Source organism: Streptomyces sp. NPDC051582, assembly GCF_040681715.1.
Lineage (GTDB): Bacteria > Actinomycetota > Actinomycetes > Streptomycetales > Streptomycetaceae > Streptomyces.
Genome location: NZ_JBFAZJ010000049.1, coordinates 24,598 through 39,726, shown reverse-complemented (window position 1 = coordinate 39,726; position 15,129 = coordinate 24,598). Strand labels below are relative to the sequence as shown.

Sequence of the window (15,129 nt, the reverse complement as noted above, 5' to 3'; positions counted from 1 at the left end):
AACAGCGACGGCAAGCAGGACATCGCCGGCATCGACGCCTACGACAACCTCAAGCTCTACACCGGCGACGGCGCAGGCAACGTCGGCGGCGGCACCAACATGCTCGGCAACACCGGCCTGTGGAAGAGTTTCAAAACCATCACCGCCGGCGACTTCAACAGCGACGGCAAGCAGGACATCGCCGGCATCGACGCGAACAACAACCTCAAGCTCTACACCGGCGACGGCGCAGGCAACGTCGGCGGCGGTACGAACATGCTCGGCAGCAACGGCCTGTGGAAGGGCTTCCGGTCCCTGCTGGCCGGCGACTTCAACAACGACGGCAAGCAGGACATCGCCGGCATCGATGCGAACAACAACATGAAGCTCTACACCGGCAACGGCACCGGAACCGTCAGCGGCGGCACCAACATGCTCGGCAGCACCGGCCTCTGGTCCGGCTTCTGATCGGGCCGGTCGACTCCTGGTGCGTTCCCCAGCTCGGCCGCGCCATGGCGGCGCGTGTCGGCGTACACATGAACGGGCTCTGTCGCTGATCTTGTGATGCTGGGCCGCTGAGCTGAGCTGGGCAGCGGCGGCCAGCCGGGGCGACCTCGGGTTCGGCCTGAGCGTGTCGACCAGCTCGCGGGCCGGGCCCGGCACCGGGAACGGCCCTGCCGCTTCGACAGGGCCGTCTACCGGCGCCGCAACGTCGTCGAACGCTGCTTCCACCGCCTCAAGCAGTAGCGAGGCACCGCCACCCGGCCCCCGCGCCCCACCTGCCGGCGAACTCCTCCAGGGCGCTGCGCTGCTGCTCCTCGCGGGCAATCTCCCGGGCGAGGACGTCACGGTCGGTGTACGGGTCGACGGCGGCCAGGTCCAGGCTCTGAAGTTCGTCCGGCTCCAGCGCCTCCACCTCCCACTGGACTGGATGCTCGATGCCGAAGCCGTAGCGGCGGCCGAAGGCCGGCCACCTCGGGTCGTCGCGTTTGCCCTCGGCCGCCGGGAGCCCGTACGCGCGGACCTGCTCGCGGGTGACCAGCACCCCGTGCGCGCTCCACCCCGTCCCGCTCGATGTCCTCGCCCGAACAGTCGAAATCGCCGACCACCACAAGGTGCGCTTCGCGTTGCTCCCGGTCGACGCGGTCACGGACGACGTCGGCGTAGGACTGGGAGCCGAAGCCGCGGACGATGAGCACGGGGGTGCCCGCGAACTTGAGCCAGCCGGTCTGCTGTTGTCGGAGGAGGTCCTTCTCCGCAGCGACGTACAGGGCGCGCTCCTGGCCGACAGAACGTGGACTGGGCGGACGGAGTCGATCAGGTCGGGGAACCAACCCTCACGGCGGGCCTGAGCCAGCCAGGCGGACAGCCGGGGGTACATCGGCGACGTGTGCAGCAGCACGCCCTCGGCTGCGAGGCGGTACATCACTTACCGCAGCGTGACCTTCAGCGGCGCGTACCCGTCCACGATTTCCCGAGCGCGGTCCACGACGAGGTCCACCGGATCCGTTCACGAGCCATACCGGTACATGCACCCCCTGCGGCGCCGCCGGCCCCAGAACACGGACAGACCTCTTCGTTCGGCTATCGCGGACAACGACGGGGAGATCCTCGGCGCCGCCCTCGGCCCCAATCCCGGGCGAGCGCCTGATCGGCGGGGCGGCGTCGGTCGGCGGGCCGTTCGCCTGACGTGCGTCTGGCGCGGTTCCACCTTGCGCGCCCCGTGTCCCGTTCTCCTTGACCGACCCGGCCCAGGCCGCGACGGTGAGGGCGGCGGGGTCAGCGGCGCAGGGTGACGGGTAGCGCCTCCAGGCCGCGCAGCATCATCGTGTTGCGCCAGCGCAGGTCGCCCTCCTGGCAGGCCAGGGTGGTTCCGGGGAAGCGGGCGAGGAGCGCGGTGAGCGCGATCTCGGTCTCCAGCTTGCCGAGCAGGGCCCCTAGGCAGCGGTGGATGCCACCGCCGAAGGCGAGATGGCCGGCGTCCTGGCGGTCGAGGATGAGGCGGTCGGGGTCCTGGAAGCGCGCCGGGTCGCGGTTGGCCGCGCCGAGGGACAGCAGCACGAACTCGTCCTGCGGGATCACCACCCCGCCGACGTCCACCGGCTCGGTGGTGAAGCGGGTGGTGGCCATGCAGATGGGGGAGTCGTAGCGCAGGAACTCCTCGACGGCCGTGGGCATCCGGGTGGGATCGGCGCGCAGCCAGGCGGCCTGGCCGGGCTCGCGCAGCAGCGCGAGGCAGGAGGTGCTCAGCAGGTTCACGGTGGTCTCATGCCCGCCGATCAGCAGCAGGGCGACCATGCCCACGATCTCGTCGTCCGTCAGCTCCCCGCGCTCGCGGGCCGCCAGCAGCTCCGTGAGCAGATCGGCGGGACGCTCATTGCGGCGGATACGGCGGTCGGCGATGGCCAGGACGTACGAGCCCATCTCCTGGACGGCTCGCAGGAACGCCGCGTGGTCGCCCTCCTGGGTGACGATGGCGGTCGACCACTTCCGGTAGAGGTCGCGGTCCTCGGGCGGGAAGCCGAGCAGTTCGCAGACGACGAGGATCGGCAGCGGGAAGGCGAAGTCACGTACCAGGTCCACCGGGGCGGTGGTGGTGCGGGTCGTGTGGCGCGCGGCTGCCGTGTCCAGGCCGTCGAGGAGTTCGAGGGTGATGCGCTCGACCATCGGCCGCATCGCCTCGACCCGCTTGCGGCTGAACGCCGCCTGGACCACGCGGCGCAGGCGGGTGTGGTCGGGCGGATCGCTGCTGAGCATATGGGTGATTTCGGTGCCCAGGTTGACGCCCTCGACCCGGCTGTCGGCCAGGGCCTGGGCGCGCCGCGCATCCTGCGCGAAGCGGCGGTCGGAGAGCGCGGCCCGGACATCGGCGTAGCGCGGGATGATCCACAGCCGCAGGCCGCCGTCGCCGTGCAGCACGGAGACCGGCGCCGATTCCCGCATCCTGGCCAGGGTCGGGTACGGGTCGCTGAGGAACGTCGGCGGCTTCTGGCGCGGTTCCGTCGTCTCGGGCTCGTCCGGCCGGTGCTTCTGCGGCCGGGGACTGTTCGTCCGGGGTGCTGCCGTAGCTGTGGTCATGATGTGCTCCTGTCCTCACCGGCACGGCCGGCGCCGCGGGCGGGGTGCCGGGCTTGGCACCCCGCTACGGCGCTGCTTGGGCTCACTGCACAGGCGACTACTTCTTCTCCGTGTTCTTCTTCGTGCGGGTGGTGCAGGCCGGCGCCGGGCCGTTCGGCCGGACCGGGACCGCCTTGTCCAGGGCGGCCTGGGTGTCCGGATGAATGATGAGCCCGCGCTCCCGCTCGGTGGCGCTGATGGGGTCGACGCGCAGTCCGTGACGCTTCATGGGGTTGACCTTTCTTCAATTTCTTCGGTGTGGTGGACGGGGTGGTGCGAGCCGGTCCGCCCGCTGTTGCGGTGGTCGGCGGTTCTGGGGGAGGTGCGCAGCGCGTCGTCGGCGTAGCGCACCATGGCGGACCAGGCGGCGGCGTATCCGGCTGGGTCTCGGCCCAGGTCGTGTCCGCCGCCGAGCCACCGGACGCGATGCGGGACGTCGTGGCGCCGCAGCGCGGCGAGGTAGCGTTCGATCTGTTCCGGAGGGCACTTCTCGTCGTCCGCCGAGGCGGCGAGGAAGAGCGGGCCGCGTACGCGGCCCACATAGGTCATCGGGCAGGCCGCGCGATAGCGGTGTGGCACCTGCTCGGGGGTGCCGCCGAAGAGGCGGTCGTCGACCTCCCGCAGCGCCGGCGTCGTCGCTCGGTACGCCGCCGTGTAGTCGGCCACCGGGGCGACGGCCAGCCCCACGTCCCACAGCCGGGGCTGGACGCCCATCGCCAGCAGCGTCAGGTAGCCGCCCCAGGAGTAGCCGCACAGGCCGGTACGGCCGGGCTCCGCGACTCCCGCGTCGATGAGGTGGCCGCGCACCGCGGCGAGGTCTTCGAGCTGGGCGAGGCCGACCCGGTGGCCGAAGTCGTCCCGCCAGCGGGGGCCGTAGCCCGTCGAGCCGCGGTAGTTGGTGCGCACCACGGCGAATCCGGCCCGGACCAGGGCCTCGGTCCGGCCGTCATAGGCGTCCCGGTCGTGGGTGTGGGGCCCGCCGTGAACGAGGAAGACCGTCGGCCAGGGGCGGTGGCCCGCCCTGCGGCCGGGCGGGGTGGCCACAAAGCTGTGGATCTGCCCGTACGGCCGACGTGTCCACAGCTCACGACGCCCGGATCCGGTCGTTCCGCCGGGCGCCGTGCCGCGTGACGCCGTCGTGGAGCGGCCGGAGTGGCCGGAGTTGTCGGGACGTTCCGGGGGTTCCGGGTGCTCCGCACTTTTCGGGCTTTCCGGGTGGCAGATCAGTGGCCGGGGCGGTTCGCCGTCGCGGCTCCACAGGCAGTGGACCGTGCGGTCGGGTGCGCAGGAGAAGTCGATGATCGTGCCCTCGGGCGTGGGAAGCACCGTCGTCGTACCGCGGTCGAGGTCGGCGCGGAGCAGGCGACTGCGTCCCGCCCGGTCCTGCTGGACCAGCGCCGTGCGGCCGGGCCCGTACCAGCAGGCGGTGATCTCCGTATCGAAGTCGAGGGCGGAGCCGGGACCGTGCGTACGGATCCCCTCGCCCTGCCGCCAGAAGGCCAGGGTGTAGCGGCCCGCGCGTTCGAGGACGAGCAGCAGTTCCGGCCGTGCGGTGGTGAGGTCGTCCGGGCGGAAGCCCAGCGCCCACACCGCGCCCCCGTCGCCGTCCCCCGCTGCGCCGGGGATGGCGTCCACGAGGACGCCGGAGGCCGGTGACCACAGCCGGACCGCGGCCGGTCCGGCCGGGTACCCCGCGGTGGCCAGCAGCCGGCCGCCGGGGGCCAGGCCCACCACTGCCGCATAGCCGGGCTCCTCGGCCACCAGGCGGGCGCGCTCGCCCGGTCGGCCGAGGTAGTACCGCGAGCGGTCCGCGACCCCGACGCCGACGGCGGCGAGGCCGCTGCGGGGGTCGAAGGCCAGGCCGTGCATCCGCCCGGCGGGTACGCCGTCGAGCGCCGGGCGCGGGTGGCCGCCCTCGAACGGCCCGCGCAGCCAGCGGCCTTGACCGCCGGGAGCGGCGTCGAACCACCACAGGCCGTGGCCGTCCGGCTCGATGGCGGCGGTCTCCACACCCAGCGGTGCGGTGGTCGCCTGGCGGCGCTGACCTGTCGTCAGATCCCAGGCCACGATCTGCGGGAGACCGTCCACATACCGGGTCTCGACCGCTCGCCGCCCGTCGCCGGCGGCGAAGGACGGGACGTGCACCGCCGGTCCGATACCGCCGCTCATCGCCGTCCCTCCCTTCGTTGGTGTCCGCTTCCGCCGCCGGTGGCCTTGGCTGTGATGGGCTCCGACGTCCATCACACTGCCGGACGGGCGGGCTGCGCGGCAGGGAAGAAAGCGCAGCGGCACCGACAGTGACCACTGCCGGTCCTTCCCTGGCACCGGACGGTGGGCGGGCGACAGGGTGCGGGGGCGACCACATGGCCCGGACCCACCGAGGAGAAAGAGGCGACCCGATGACGATCGCGGCGACCCAGCCCGGCACAGCCCCCGTCCCACCCGCCGGAGCGCCGAACGGCACACCGGGTGGCAGGCCGAGCCGTGCGCTGACGGCGGTCTATGTCGCGGGCGCGGTGACGGCGTTGGGCACCCAGATGACCATGCTCGCGCTGCCCTGGCTGGTGCTGGAGACCACCGGCTCGGCCACCCGGGCGGGCCTGGTCTTCGCTGGCCAGGTGCTGCCCATGGCGCTGCTCGGCTTCGCGGGCGGAGAGGTCATCCAGCGCCTGGGCGCCCGCCGGACCATGGTCATCTCCGATCTCGCCCGCGCTCCGGTGGTGGCGCTGATCCCGCTGCTGCAGAACCTGGGCGCGCTCAATCTGGCCGTCCTCATGGCGATCGTCGTGGCGCTCGGGGCGCTGGCCGTTCCGTACCACGCGGCACAACGGGTGCTGGCGATGGAACTATTGAGCCCGCACGCCCGCTCTCTGGCCCGCGCCAACAGCGCGCTGGCAGGTGTGACGAACGGCTCGGCGTTCGTTGGACCAGCGCTCGCGGGCGCGCTGATCCCGCTGGTGGGGACCACATCGGTGATATGGCTGGACGCGGCCTCGTTCACCTTCTCCGGATTGCTGCTGCTGCGCCGCGTCCCGGCAGGCGGTGGCGGGTCCGGAGGGGCCGCGGCCGGGCCCCGCGGCCTGTGGGCGGGGGTGCGGCATCTGTGCGGCGACTGGTTCCTGAGCCGGGCGATGCTGTCCACCGTGGTGTTCGGGCTGATGCTGCGAACCCAGATGATCACCATGCCGGTGCTGGCGTTCGCCCGGTTCGAGGGGGACGCCAGGGTCGCCGGCCTGCTGATCGCCGCCTACGGCGCCGGTGGCCTGGTGGGCTCGGTGGCCGCCTATGTGCTGGCGGCACGGGTCGCCCCCGTACGGCTCGCCTGTACGGCCCTGGTCTGCGTCGCTCTGCCCCTGTGGACGCTCCTGGTGCCCGTGCCGGCCAGCGCGCTCGTCGTCGCCGTCGGCCTGTCATCGGCCGCTGCGCCCCTGGCGAACGCGCCGCTGATGGGCCTGCTCTCCGCCCGGCTGCCGGACGGCTTCGGGCCCAAGGTGTTGCAGGCCGTGGTCACGATCAGCACCCTGGCCGGGCCGCTGGGCTTCCTGGCCGCGGGCGCCGTGCTGGACCGGGCCGGTGTCGCGGCGGCCCTGTGGGGCGTCGCCGCGCTCGCGACGTTCGGCAGCGGCAATCTGATCCTGGCCCTGCGCCGCCTCCGGGCCACCGAGGACCCGAACTGACCTGGCCTTCCCAGAAGATCCCGGTGGACGAGGGTCAGGCGGCGGTGGGGTTCGCCGGAAGCCCTCCTCGCGGTACTCCGCGTCCGAGCCCGCCGCGGTGGCCTCGCGCAGCTCGATGCGGCGGATCTGGAGGCCGCTGGAGATCACCAGCGACGAGCTCGCCTCCGCCTCCGCCTACACGCTCGAACGCCGGTCCCCCCTACCTCGCCCGCGACCTGGTCGAGTTCTTCAATCTCGTGAACAAAGCCACCGAGCGGATCGCCGCGGTGATGGTCACGAGTGGGCGGGAAGGGGCACGCTGGTGACGTGGTGAGCAGGAAGACCCCGCGGTGCAGCGAGTGCGCGCAGCCCTTCCTGACGGATCGCGCAAGAGCCGGTGGTACTGCGGCACGACGTGCAGGACGAAGGCCTGGCGCACGGCACCAAGCGATCCGACAGCCAGCACTGCTCACCGCGGTGTCGGACGAGGGCATGGCGACGCCGCTCCCGTTTCAGCTCGCCGGCCGCATAGAGCCGCGGATCCCGGTCAGGTGCGGGAGGAGCGACCGACTACGTGAACGGAGGCATGACGATGGACTGGCGTCACCGAGCGGCTTGCCGCGAGGAAGATCCGGACCTGTTCTTCCCCATCGGGACCAGTGGCCCAGCCCTGCTCCAAGCCGAGGAAGCCAAGACGGTGTGCCGCCGATGCCCGGTCCTGGAGCGCTGCTTGGAGTGGGCTCTCGAAGGGGGCATGGACATGGGCGTGTGCGGAGGCCTCACCGAAGAGGAACGACGCGCCGTCAAACGCCGCAGGGCCCGGGAGGCACGAGCCCGTCTCCACCCCTGACCTCTCCTGCACTCGGTACCCTTTTCCGGCGGGTTCAACTCCACAAGGGTGTCCGGGTCGGCCGGGGCCAGATGCTCGGCGATCTGGCGGGCCTGCTCCGGGCGCAGCGTGGTGGTGCGGCCGACGGTGCGCAGCCGGTCTGTGTCGTCGTGGCGGCCGAGGACGAGGAGCTGGGGGCGGGTGAGGGTGCCGGTGATCGCGCCGACGATGGCTTCGCCGGTGTCTCTCCTTTTGATCTTGGTCCAGCTCCGGCGGCTCCTCTGATACGGCGCGCCCATCGGCTTGGCCACCACGCCTTCGAGGCCGAGTACGTCGGTCCAGGACTCCAGCCACTCCCCCGCCGTCGCCGCGTCGGTGGTCATCGGACACAGCGTCCATGGCGGGGTGAGTGCGCGGGAGACGAACAGGACCTCAAGGCGGCGCCTGCACTCCTCATACGGGAGCGTGAGCAGTTCGATGCCGTCGGCCATCAAGACGTCGAAGGCTAGGTAGATGGGCCGGCAGGCGGGCCGCGGGGGCGTGCGGGCGCGGGCGGCGGCGCGGCGTTGCAGGCCCTCGGAGGACGGGGCGCCGGCCTCCCCGTCCCAGGCGAGGACTTCGCCATCGAGGACCAGGCCGACAGGCAGCTGCGCTGCCGCCGTAACGAGGCCGGAGAACGCATCGTGGACCGGGGCGCCGCGGCGGGTCTGGAGCTGCACGCGCCCACCCGGACCGTCCAGAGTGAACACGAGCAACCGGTGCCCGTCGAGCTTGGGGCATGCGCTGTTGGACAGTTCGCGTCTCGGCCTCGCGGCTACGCGTTCGCGGTGCCGCGTGCCGCCGCCGGGTCGGGGGAGTCGATGTCCTCCATGAAGCTCAGCATCCGGGCGTTGACCAGGTCGGGGTGGTCGATCTGCGGGCCGTGGCCGGTCGCGGCGACGATCTCGGCGCGGGCGCCGGGGATCAGGCGCGGTACGCGCTCCAGCTGCCGCTTCGGGTGCACGAGTAGGCTGCGCTTGCCCATGATCAGGTAGAACGGCGTCCGGATGGAGCCCAGTTCCGCGTCCGACAGCGGCAACGGCGCCGGGCGGCGGATCCGAAAGGCCTTCACGCTGGCCTGGATCATCGCGCGGAGCTCGGGAACGACGATCACCGGCTGTTCCAGCCACTTGGCGAGACGGGGGCGCCACGCCTTGGGGGCGTAGGTGGCGAAGAGGCTGGCGAAGATCCAGACGAAGAAGCGCAGGCCGACCTTCTCCAGACCGCCCGGGTCGAGGGCGGTGACCGAGGCGAGGCGTTCGGGCCTGCGGTGGACCTGGTTGATGACCAGCCAGCCGCCGTAGGAGGAGCCGACCAGGTGGACCTTGTCGAGGCCCAGCGCGTCGAGGGCCTCATCCATCCACTGAGCCGCGCGCTCGGGCTGCCACATGGGCTCGCGCTGGACGCTGCGGCCGGGGTCGCCGGGAGTGTCGAGGGCGTAGACAGGGCGTTCGGCGCTGAGGGCAAGGGTGTTGGGGTACCACTGGGCGGAGCAGCCTCCCGAGCCGTGGATCAGGACCACGGGCGTGCGTGACTCGGCTGGCGGGTCGGCGGGGCCGTACCGGTAGACGTGGGTGGTGCCGAAGCTCGTCTCGACGTCTGCCTCGGAGCGGACGGGTGCTCCCTTCGCATAGAGGACGTCACAGGTGGCGAAGTAGCGGTCGCGCAGCTCGTCGCTCACGTAGTGGCCGATGTCGCGGCGTACTCGGGTCGTGTTCTCGGGCACGGGGCACCTCCAGGAAGCCCAGGTCTTCGTGATACGAACGTACCATGCTGTTGATACGACGGTACCATGAAGATGTTCGGCCCGAACCGGACTGCGAGCCCGAACCACCCACCCCACCCACGACCGGAGAAAGCACTGATGCCCAAACGCGTGGACCACGAGGAACGGCGCACCCAGATCGCCGAAGCTCTCATCCAAGTCGCCGGGCGGCGAGGGCTGCACGCCGTCGGAATGCGCGACGTGGCCGCCGAGGCCAGCGCCGACGCACGCACCGAGGCCATCAGCCTGCTCGCCATGACCGCGACCATGGGCACCAGCATCCTCGTCAACCAGCGGACACCAGAGCCAGCCATCTCCGTACTCCGCCACCACCTCGACCGCATCTTCACCGCCAGCAGCCACACCACCCCGGACGCCGGACAACGGACCGACGCCCACACCTGTCCATCACTTCTGCCCGTACGCCACCCCGGCCCGCAGCGTTATAGAAAGAGGATTCATGCCGGGAGGGCCTTCGATGGCCAAACGGTCTTCCCAGGTTCCCTCGGGTTGGCCGCTCATCGAGGGCGGGGTCTGACACCAGCACCACCAGTCCCATTGGTACGCATCGCGCCCGCGCCAACCGTGACGGCGAGCACGGCGTAGGGCGTGGGCGCAGCGGCGCGATGGACCCGGCTGGGACGCAGTAGTCTCCCAGGGTCCCTATTCAGCCATGGCGGATAGCGACTGTTGCACTGTAAGGAAACGGGGGGTAAGTGAGATCAGCGGATCCCGAAACTGACGGTACGCCGTCTGCCGATATGTTTGAGTGGTTTTGTGACGCGGTGTCGAACCACGTCATGCCCGTCAGCCTCAGCGCCAGTCACCCTTCCGGCTTTCACGCGGACATGGCCGACCTGGAGCTGGGTTCCGTGCGACTGTCGGCGCTGACTTTCTCCCCAGTGGTGTCGCGCCGCACGTCGGCTCATGTGCGCAAGGGCGATCCCGAGCAGTTTCAGCTTGCGTTGGTCACCCGAGGCTCTTTCCGGATCACCCAGCGAGGTCACGAGTCGATTGCCGCAGGGGACCTGGTCCTGACGGACACCTCGCGTCCGAGCGAAGGGGCAAGTGTCGAGGAGCAGTCCACGGTGGGCATTCTCCAGGTCCCCCGCTCGATCCTGCCGCTGCGGCACGACAAGGTGGAAGGCCTCCTCGGGCAGCGCATCCGCGGCGACAGGGGAACGGGTGCGATCCTCGGCGGCTTTCTGAGCACTCTGCTCGCCAAGGGCCCGAGCTGTCAGCCCTCGGAGCTAGCCGGCATGGGGTCCATCGCCCTCGACCTGGCGACCGCTTGTCTGGCGCAGCAACTCGGCACCCCTGACGCAGCGCCGGCCGAGGCGCGCGCTCAGGAGATGTTTCAACGCGTCACCCGTTTCATCGAGAACAACCTGGGCGACCCGGACCTGACGCCCCAAGCCGTCGCCGACCGGTGCAACATCTCCCTGCGCTCCCTCTACTCCCTCTTCACCGACCATCCCGTCGGTGTGGCGGCCTACATCCGCCAGGGCCGGCTGGAACGTGCGCGCACTGACCTCGGTCGCCCGGAGTCGAGCAGTCACCCCGTACAGACGATCGCGGCCCGCTGGGGCTTCTCCAGTGGCACCGTGTTCAGCCGGTCGTTCCGCGACGCATACGGGATGACTCCCTCCGAATACCGGGCCGCCACCCCGTGTGGCGAAGTTGCTCGCAGCGTCGAGAAGTCGCGCACACCACGCACAGTCTGAAGCATGCCCGTGCCCTGCCCCAGATCTGGCAGGGGACGGCCGGCCGGTACCTCACCTTCCTCCCAGGCGGTCCAGTGAGACACCGGATCGCGCGCACCGACCTGGAAGAGCAGTGCGCGGCTGCGGCCGGCGAGTGAGTCGAGCCGCCAACGGTCCGCGCCCGCACCGCCCTGCGGCGGATCCCTGCCGGTCACCCCCGCGGCTCCTGACCCGGCTCCGGACCGCGGCCTGCGAGGCGCCGGAGTGATCCGCGGGTGAGGCCGGGCCGCACATCATGTCGTCGTTGGTGTTCGCCTCGTGGATGTACGAGAACTTGCCCGCGGCCTTGTCGACCCACTTCTCGAAGAGCACCACGTGCCCGTCCAGGGTGTTCAGCGCGGTCACCGGGCTGGAGCTCGGACTTGGAGATGGTGGCGGCGGTGCCCGGCAGGCTCTGGGGCGTGGGCGTGTAGCTGGTACCGGCGTGCCACACCATGGAGACGAAGCCGGAGCAGTCGGTGCGGTAGGCGTGGTCGCCGTCCGGGTCGGAGGCGTACGCGCTCTGGTCGTAGACGATGTCACGGCTCAGCCAGTTCGCGGCGAATCGTCGTCTCAACCGCCGGCAGTGCCCACCTGCTCACCTCCGAGCACATCCGCCCCCACCACCGCGTGGTCGTCGACTCGGGTTTCAGCCCGCAGCCCGATGGCAGCTTCGCTGGCGACATGCACCCGAGCGCCACGAGCATTCCTCAGAACATCACCCCGGTCCCGGGCGGGGTGGGTCCGGTGGAGATGGCCGTGCTCATGGAACGCATCGTTCGCCAAGTCACGGACCCCGACCTGCAGCCCTGGTCGTTTCCGAGGTCCCCCTACTTGACCCATAGGACCTCCGCAGCCCGGATGCGAAGTGGGGGCCGCGCGCCTGGAACAAGCACTTCGCGCCCTGTTTTCCGACCAGGGCGCGGCCCCCCGGCATACCCAGAACATGAACAATAAGCGCGGTGGCCCCGCGCGCTGACGACCACCGGCACTGGGAGACTGAATGCTCGAAGATCGCCTGTATACGGCACTGTCCGCCGTCGAGATTGCTGACCTGGTCACGCACGGCAAGGTGACCGCCCGCGAGGTCGTCGAGACCGCCTTGGCTCTGGTCGCCGAACGCGATGACGCCCTGTGTGCCTTCACGGCCGTCTGGGCGGACGCCGCCCGCGCTGCAGCGGCAGAGGTGGATGCCGCGGTGGCCGGTGGGGCCCGCCTGCCGCTGGCCGGGGTACCGATCGGGGTCAAGGCGAGTGAAGGCCCGACCTCGGTCCAGAACCAGCGCCTGGTCGCCGCCGGATGTGTGCCTATCGGAGCGACCTCCGTCCCCCGCGCCGGCACCGGCTGGCAGACCTACGGCTCCACCGACCGTGGCCCCACCCTCAACCCTCTGAATGCGGCATGGTCACCCGGCGGGTCATCGGCCGGGTCCGCAGCCGCAGTAGCCGCCGGTCTCGTACCTATCGCCACCGGATCCGACGGGGCCGGGTCGGTCCGCATCCCCGCCGCCTGGTGCGGCATCATCGGCTTCAAGCCCACCAACGGGCTGCTGCCCGCCCGGGACCGCGTCGGGCTCAACAGCCCAGGCGTACTCACCCGCAGTCCACAGGATGCCGCCGCCTACCTCGACGCCGTCGCCCCCCACATCACGCGCCTCCCACCGGCCGGAACCCCGACGGTGGCCTGGACGCCCACGCTGGGGTACGCCGCCACCGACCCGTCCGTCGCGGACACCGCCTGGCGCGCCCTGCACCGGATCACGCAAGCCGGAGTCGTCAGCCTCGTTGAGCTGCCAGTGGAGCTGCATGATCCGGCACCAGCCTGGACCGCACTGCGCGCCGGTTCTCCAGATCAAGGCACGCAGGCGCTGATGGCGGCCAACGAAAGGAGTCTGCGTACCGTCTTCGACCGGGTCGACATCATCGCCACCCCCACCACCCCGCACCCCCCACACGGCCACGACGGCCCCGGAGCGCGCATGAGCGTGGCACTCACCTGGGCCTTCAATCTCTCCGGCCACCCAGCACTCACGCTGCCCGCCGGAACCACGCCCGACGGCGAGCCGGTCGGCCTCCAACTGATCGTCCGCCACCATGGCGACACCTTGCTTCTCGATACTGCCGCCCGGATCTGCCCAGTTCAATCCGCGCAAACACAGTGAGAGCCCTCCCAACAGGGCCATGTCCGGGTGTGAGAAGTTGGCGTACGGAAAATCCCGGTGAGATTGGTCTTGGTCGGCTAGGACACCGTTCTGCGGCCTCGCTGAGCTTCCCGGAAAGATCATCGAGTGGGTGTCGGCGGTGGTTACGGTCCGATCGTGCCGGTTGGGTTTCTGACTGATGAGCAGGCCGAGGCGTACGGAACGTTCACCGACCGGAAGTGGGGCCGGGAGTTCCGCAGCTTCCTGTACGGACGGGCGTGGACGCACGCCGAGGGCCGGTGGCGCTGTTCAACCACGCAGTGACGTGGCGGCCGAAGAACCGGGTGCTGCTGCCCGGGGTCTCGGTGCCGGCCCGGCAGGTGTCGGAGGCCCGTACGACGGCCGAGCGGCGTCCATACGACGCGGTGGCCAGGGCGACGTACCGGGCCGATCCCGTGCTCGCGCCGGCCCTGGCGGAGCTGCTGGTGGTGCCGGAGGGCAGGCGGGTCTCGGAGCTGGAGCGGCTGCGCACGCCGCCGGTGAAGTCGACGGGCACGGCGATGGTGCGGGCGATGGAGCGGGTGGAGGAGATCTCCGCGTTCGCGCTGGGCCGGGTGAACCTGTCGCGGGTGCCGGTGAACCGGCTGTCCGTGCTGGCCCGGTACGGGCAGCTGAGCAAGGCGCGGACGATCGAGCGGGCGCCGGAGCCGAGGCGGACCGCGCTGCTGACGGCGGTGGTGCGGCAGCTGGAGAAGGCGGCCCGGATCCTGGCGAAGGCGTCGAAGATCCTCACCGAGGAGCTGGACCTGGTCGCCGGGCACGAGGCGGACCTGGACGTCGCCGCGCTGTGGGCGGCGGTCGAGGAAGCCGTGCCGCGTACGGCGGTGGCCGGCGCGGTGGCGACCGTCGAGGCCCTGGTGCCCGAGGTGACGGCTCGGCCGAAGCCGCGATGCGCGCGAGATGCTCGCCCTGCGCTACAACACGGTGCGCCCGTTCCTGTCCCTGCTCGGCGAATCGGACGCGCTGGGCGCCGCCCCGGCCGGGCGGCGCATCCTCAAGGCCGTACGCCGCCTGCCCGCGCTCTCGCGGCGCCGGGTCAAGGACCGGCCACTGTTGCCCCGCGAGGTGGATGCCGAACGGGTGCCGGCCATGTGGAAGCGCGCGGTGTTCACAGGCGCCAAGCTCCCGCAGGGCGCGGTCGACCGCGACGCGTACCTGGTGTGCGTCCTGGAGCAGCTCCACCGCGCCCTGAACCGGCGCGACGTGTGCCGCCCCGTCGAACCGGTGGCGGACCCGCGCGCCCGGCTGCTGGACGGTCCGCGGTGGGAGGCGATGCGCCCGGACGTGCTCGCGGGCCTGTCCCTGACCGAGGACGCCGGCGAGCACCCGGCCCAGCTCGTGAAGGGGCTGGACGCGGCATGGCGGCAGATGGCCGACCGACTGGAGGAGGCCGGCGCCGACGCGAAGGTGGAGATCGTCGTCCCCGAGGGCGGCGGACGCGCCCGCCTGTCGGTGGACAAGCTCGGCGCGGTCGGCGAGCCGGAGTCGCTGACCTGGCTCAAGGCCACCACGGAGGCGATGCTCCCGAGGATCGACCTGCCGGACCTGCTGTTCGAGGTCCACACCGCCTGACCCGCCTCGCAGCGACCAACCCGCCGCACACTGGCGGCACATCCTGGGCCCGCACCGGGCGCGATCTCGTCACCTACCCCGAGACCGTCGCCCTCGCCCGACACCTCACACGCACGCCCCGAAGCCAGATTGGCCACAGCTTCCTCGACCGCACCGCAAGCATCCTCGGTGGCCGGCGCACCGGCGCAGATCCAGCCAAGCGCATGCCGATCAGGCATGTGGCTGGGTTC

The 15,129-nt window shown here is 71.2% G+C and carries 11 protein-coding genes and 3 pseudogenes; 8 read left to right on the top strand and 6 right to left on the bottom strand.

Annotated elements, in window-relative coordinates; translation table 11 throughout:
• The coding region (locus AB0M92_RS36675; protein WP_366106703.1) for a VCBS repeat-containing protein at window positions 1–447 on the top strand (447 nt) is incomplete at its 5' end.
• 268 nt (window positions 448–715) lie between these two features.
• On the opposite strand, the gene AB0M92_RS36670 is transcribed toward AB0M92_RS36675, so the two are convergent.
• The 4 genes from AB0M92_RS36670 to AB0M92_RS36655 form a co-directional block, all read right to left on the bottom strand.
• On the bottom strand, window positions 716–1,024 hold the full coding sequence (locus tag AB0M92_RS36670) for a hypothetical protein (protein WP_366106702.1): 309 nt from the start codon (window positions 1,022–1,024) through the stop codon (window positions 716–718).
• 734 nt (window positions 1,025–1,758) lie between these two features.
• Window positions 1,759–3,057, bottom strand: coding sequence for a cytochrome P450 (locus AB0M92_RS36665; RefSeq protein WP_366106701.1), 1,299 nt, complete (start codon window positions 3,055–3,057; stop codon window positions 1,759–1,761).
• A 97-nt stretch (window positions 3,058–3,154) separates the two neighbouring features.
• Entirely contained in the window at window positions 3,155–3,325 is a 171-nt protein-coding gene (locus tag AB0M92_RS36660; RefSeq protein WP_366106700.1) for a hypothetical protein, read from the bottom strand.
• Window positions 3,322–5,265, bottom strand: coding sequence for a prolyl oligopeptidase family serine peptidase (locus AB0M92_RS36655; RefSeq protein ID WP_366106699.1), 1,944 nt, complete (start codon window positions 5,263–5,265; stop codon window positions 3,322–3,324). The genes AB0M92_RS36660 and AB0M92_RS36655 overlap by 4 nt, the downstream gene beginning before the upstream one ends.
• Before the next feature lie 230 nt (window positions 5,266–5,495).
• On the opposite strand from AB0M92_RS36655, the gene AB0M92_RS36650 reads away from it, so the two are divergent.
• Window positions 5,496–6,773, top strand: coding sequence for an MFS transporter (locus AB0M92_RS36650; RefSeq protein ID WP_366106698.1), 1,278 nt, complete (start codon window positions 5,496–5,498; stop codon window positions 6,771–6,773).
• Between the two features lie 571 nt (window positions 6,774–7,344).
• The gene (locus AB0M92_RS36645) at window positions 7,345–7,602 is read left to right on the top strand and encodes a WhiB family transcriptional regulator (protein WP_366106704.1); all 258 of its coding nucleotides are present in this window, start codon (window positions 7,345–7,347) and stop codon (window positions 7,600–7,602) included.
• A gap of 242 nt (window positions 7,603–7,844) precedes the next feature.
• Here the strand turns inward: AB0M92_RS36645 and AB0M92_RS36640 are convergent.
• A pseudogene (locus tag AB0M92_RS36640) lies at window positions 7,845–8,375 on the bottom strand (ATP-dependent DNA ligase); the annotation flags it as partial.
• A 20-nt stretch (window positions 8,376–8,395) separates the two neighbouring features.
• Window positions 8,396–9,346: an alpha/beta hydrolase gene (locus AB0M92_RS36635; RefSeq protein WP_366106697.1), complete on the bottom strand. Its 951-nt coding sequence runs from the start codon at window positions 9,344–9,346 to the stop codon at window positions 8,396–8,398.
• A gap of 138 nt (window positions 9,347–9,484) precedes the next feature.
• On the opposite strand from AB0M92_RS36635, the pseudogene AB0M92_RS36630 reads away from it, so the two are divergent.
• The 5 genes and pseudogenes from AB0M92_RS36630 to AB0M92_RS36610 form a co-directional block, all read left to right on the top strand.
• Window positions 9,485–9,733: pseudogene (locus AB0M92_RS36630) on the top strand (hypothetical protein); the annotation flags it as partial.
• Window positions 9,734–10,170: 437 nt separating this feature from the next.
• Window positions 10,171–11,109 carry a helix-turn-helix domain-containing protein gene (locus AB0M92_RS36625; RefSeq protein WP_366106696.1) on the top strand — a complete coding sequence of 313 codons (939 nt, stop codon included), beginning with the start codon at window positions 10,171–10,173 and terminating at the stop codon, window positions 11,107–11,109.
• 297 nt (window positions 11,110–11,406) lie between these two features.
• A complete protein-coding gene (locus AB0M92_RS36620; RefSeq protein WP_366106695.1) occupies window positions 11,407–12,084 on the top strand; it encodes a hypothetical protein in 678 nt (225 codons plus the stop codon).
• A 46-nt stretch (window positions 12,085–12,130) separates the two neighbouring features.
• Window positions 12,131–13,288 carry an amidase gene (locus tag AB0M92_RS36615; protein ID WP_366106694.1) on the top strand — a complete coding sequence of 386 codons (1,158 nt, stop codon included), beginning with the start codon at window positions 12,131–12,133 and terminating at the stop codon, window positions 13,286–13,288.
• 204 nt (window positions 13,289–13,492) lie between these two features.
• Window positions 13,493–14,890 (top strand): annotated as a pseudogene (locus tag AB0M92_RS36610) (Tn3 family transposase); the annotation flags it as partial.
• Window positions 14,891–15,129: the final 239 nt, after the last annotated feature.

What these genes read in the sequence shown, in the direction of transcription:
- AB0M92_RS36655 (WP_366106699.1), bottom strand. Translation starts at nt 5,265, where the DNA reads ATGAGCGGCGGTATCGGACCGGCGGTGCACGTCCCGTCCTTCGCCGCC.
- AB0M92_RS36665 (WP_366106701.1), bottom strand. Translation starts at nt 3,057, where the DNA reads ATGACCACAGCTACGGCAGCACCCCGGACGAACAGTCCCCGGCCGCAG.
- AB0M92_RS36660 (WP_366106700.1), bottom strand. Translation starts at nt 3,325, where the DNA reads ATGAAGCGTCACGGACTGCGCGTCGACCCCATCAGCGCCACCGAGCGG.
- AB0M92_RS36645 (WP_366106704.1), top strand. Translation starts at nt 7,345, where the DNA reads ATGGACTGGCGTCACCGAGCGGCTTGCCGCGAGGAAGATCCGGACCTG.
- AB0M92_RS36650 (WP_366106698.1), top strand. Translation starts at nt 5,496, where the DNA reads ATGACGATCGCGGCGACCCAGCCCGGCACAGCCCCCGTCCCACCCGCC.
- AB0M92_RS36615 (WP_366106694.1), top strand. Translation starts at nt 12,131, where the DNA reads ATGCTCGAAGATCGCCTGTATACGGCACTGTCCGCCGTCGAGATTGCT.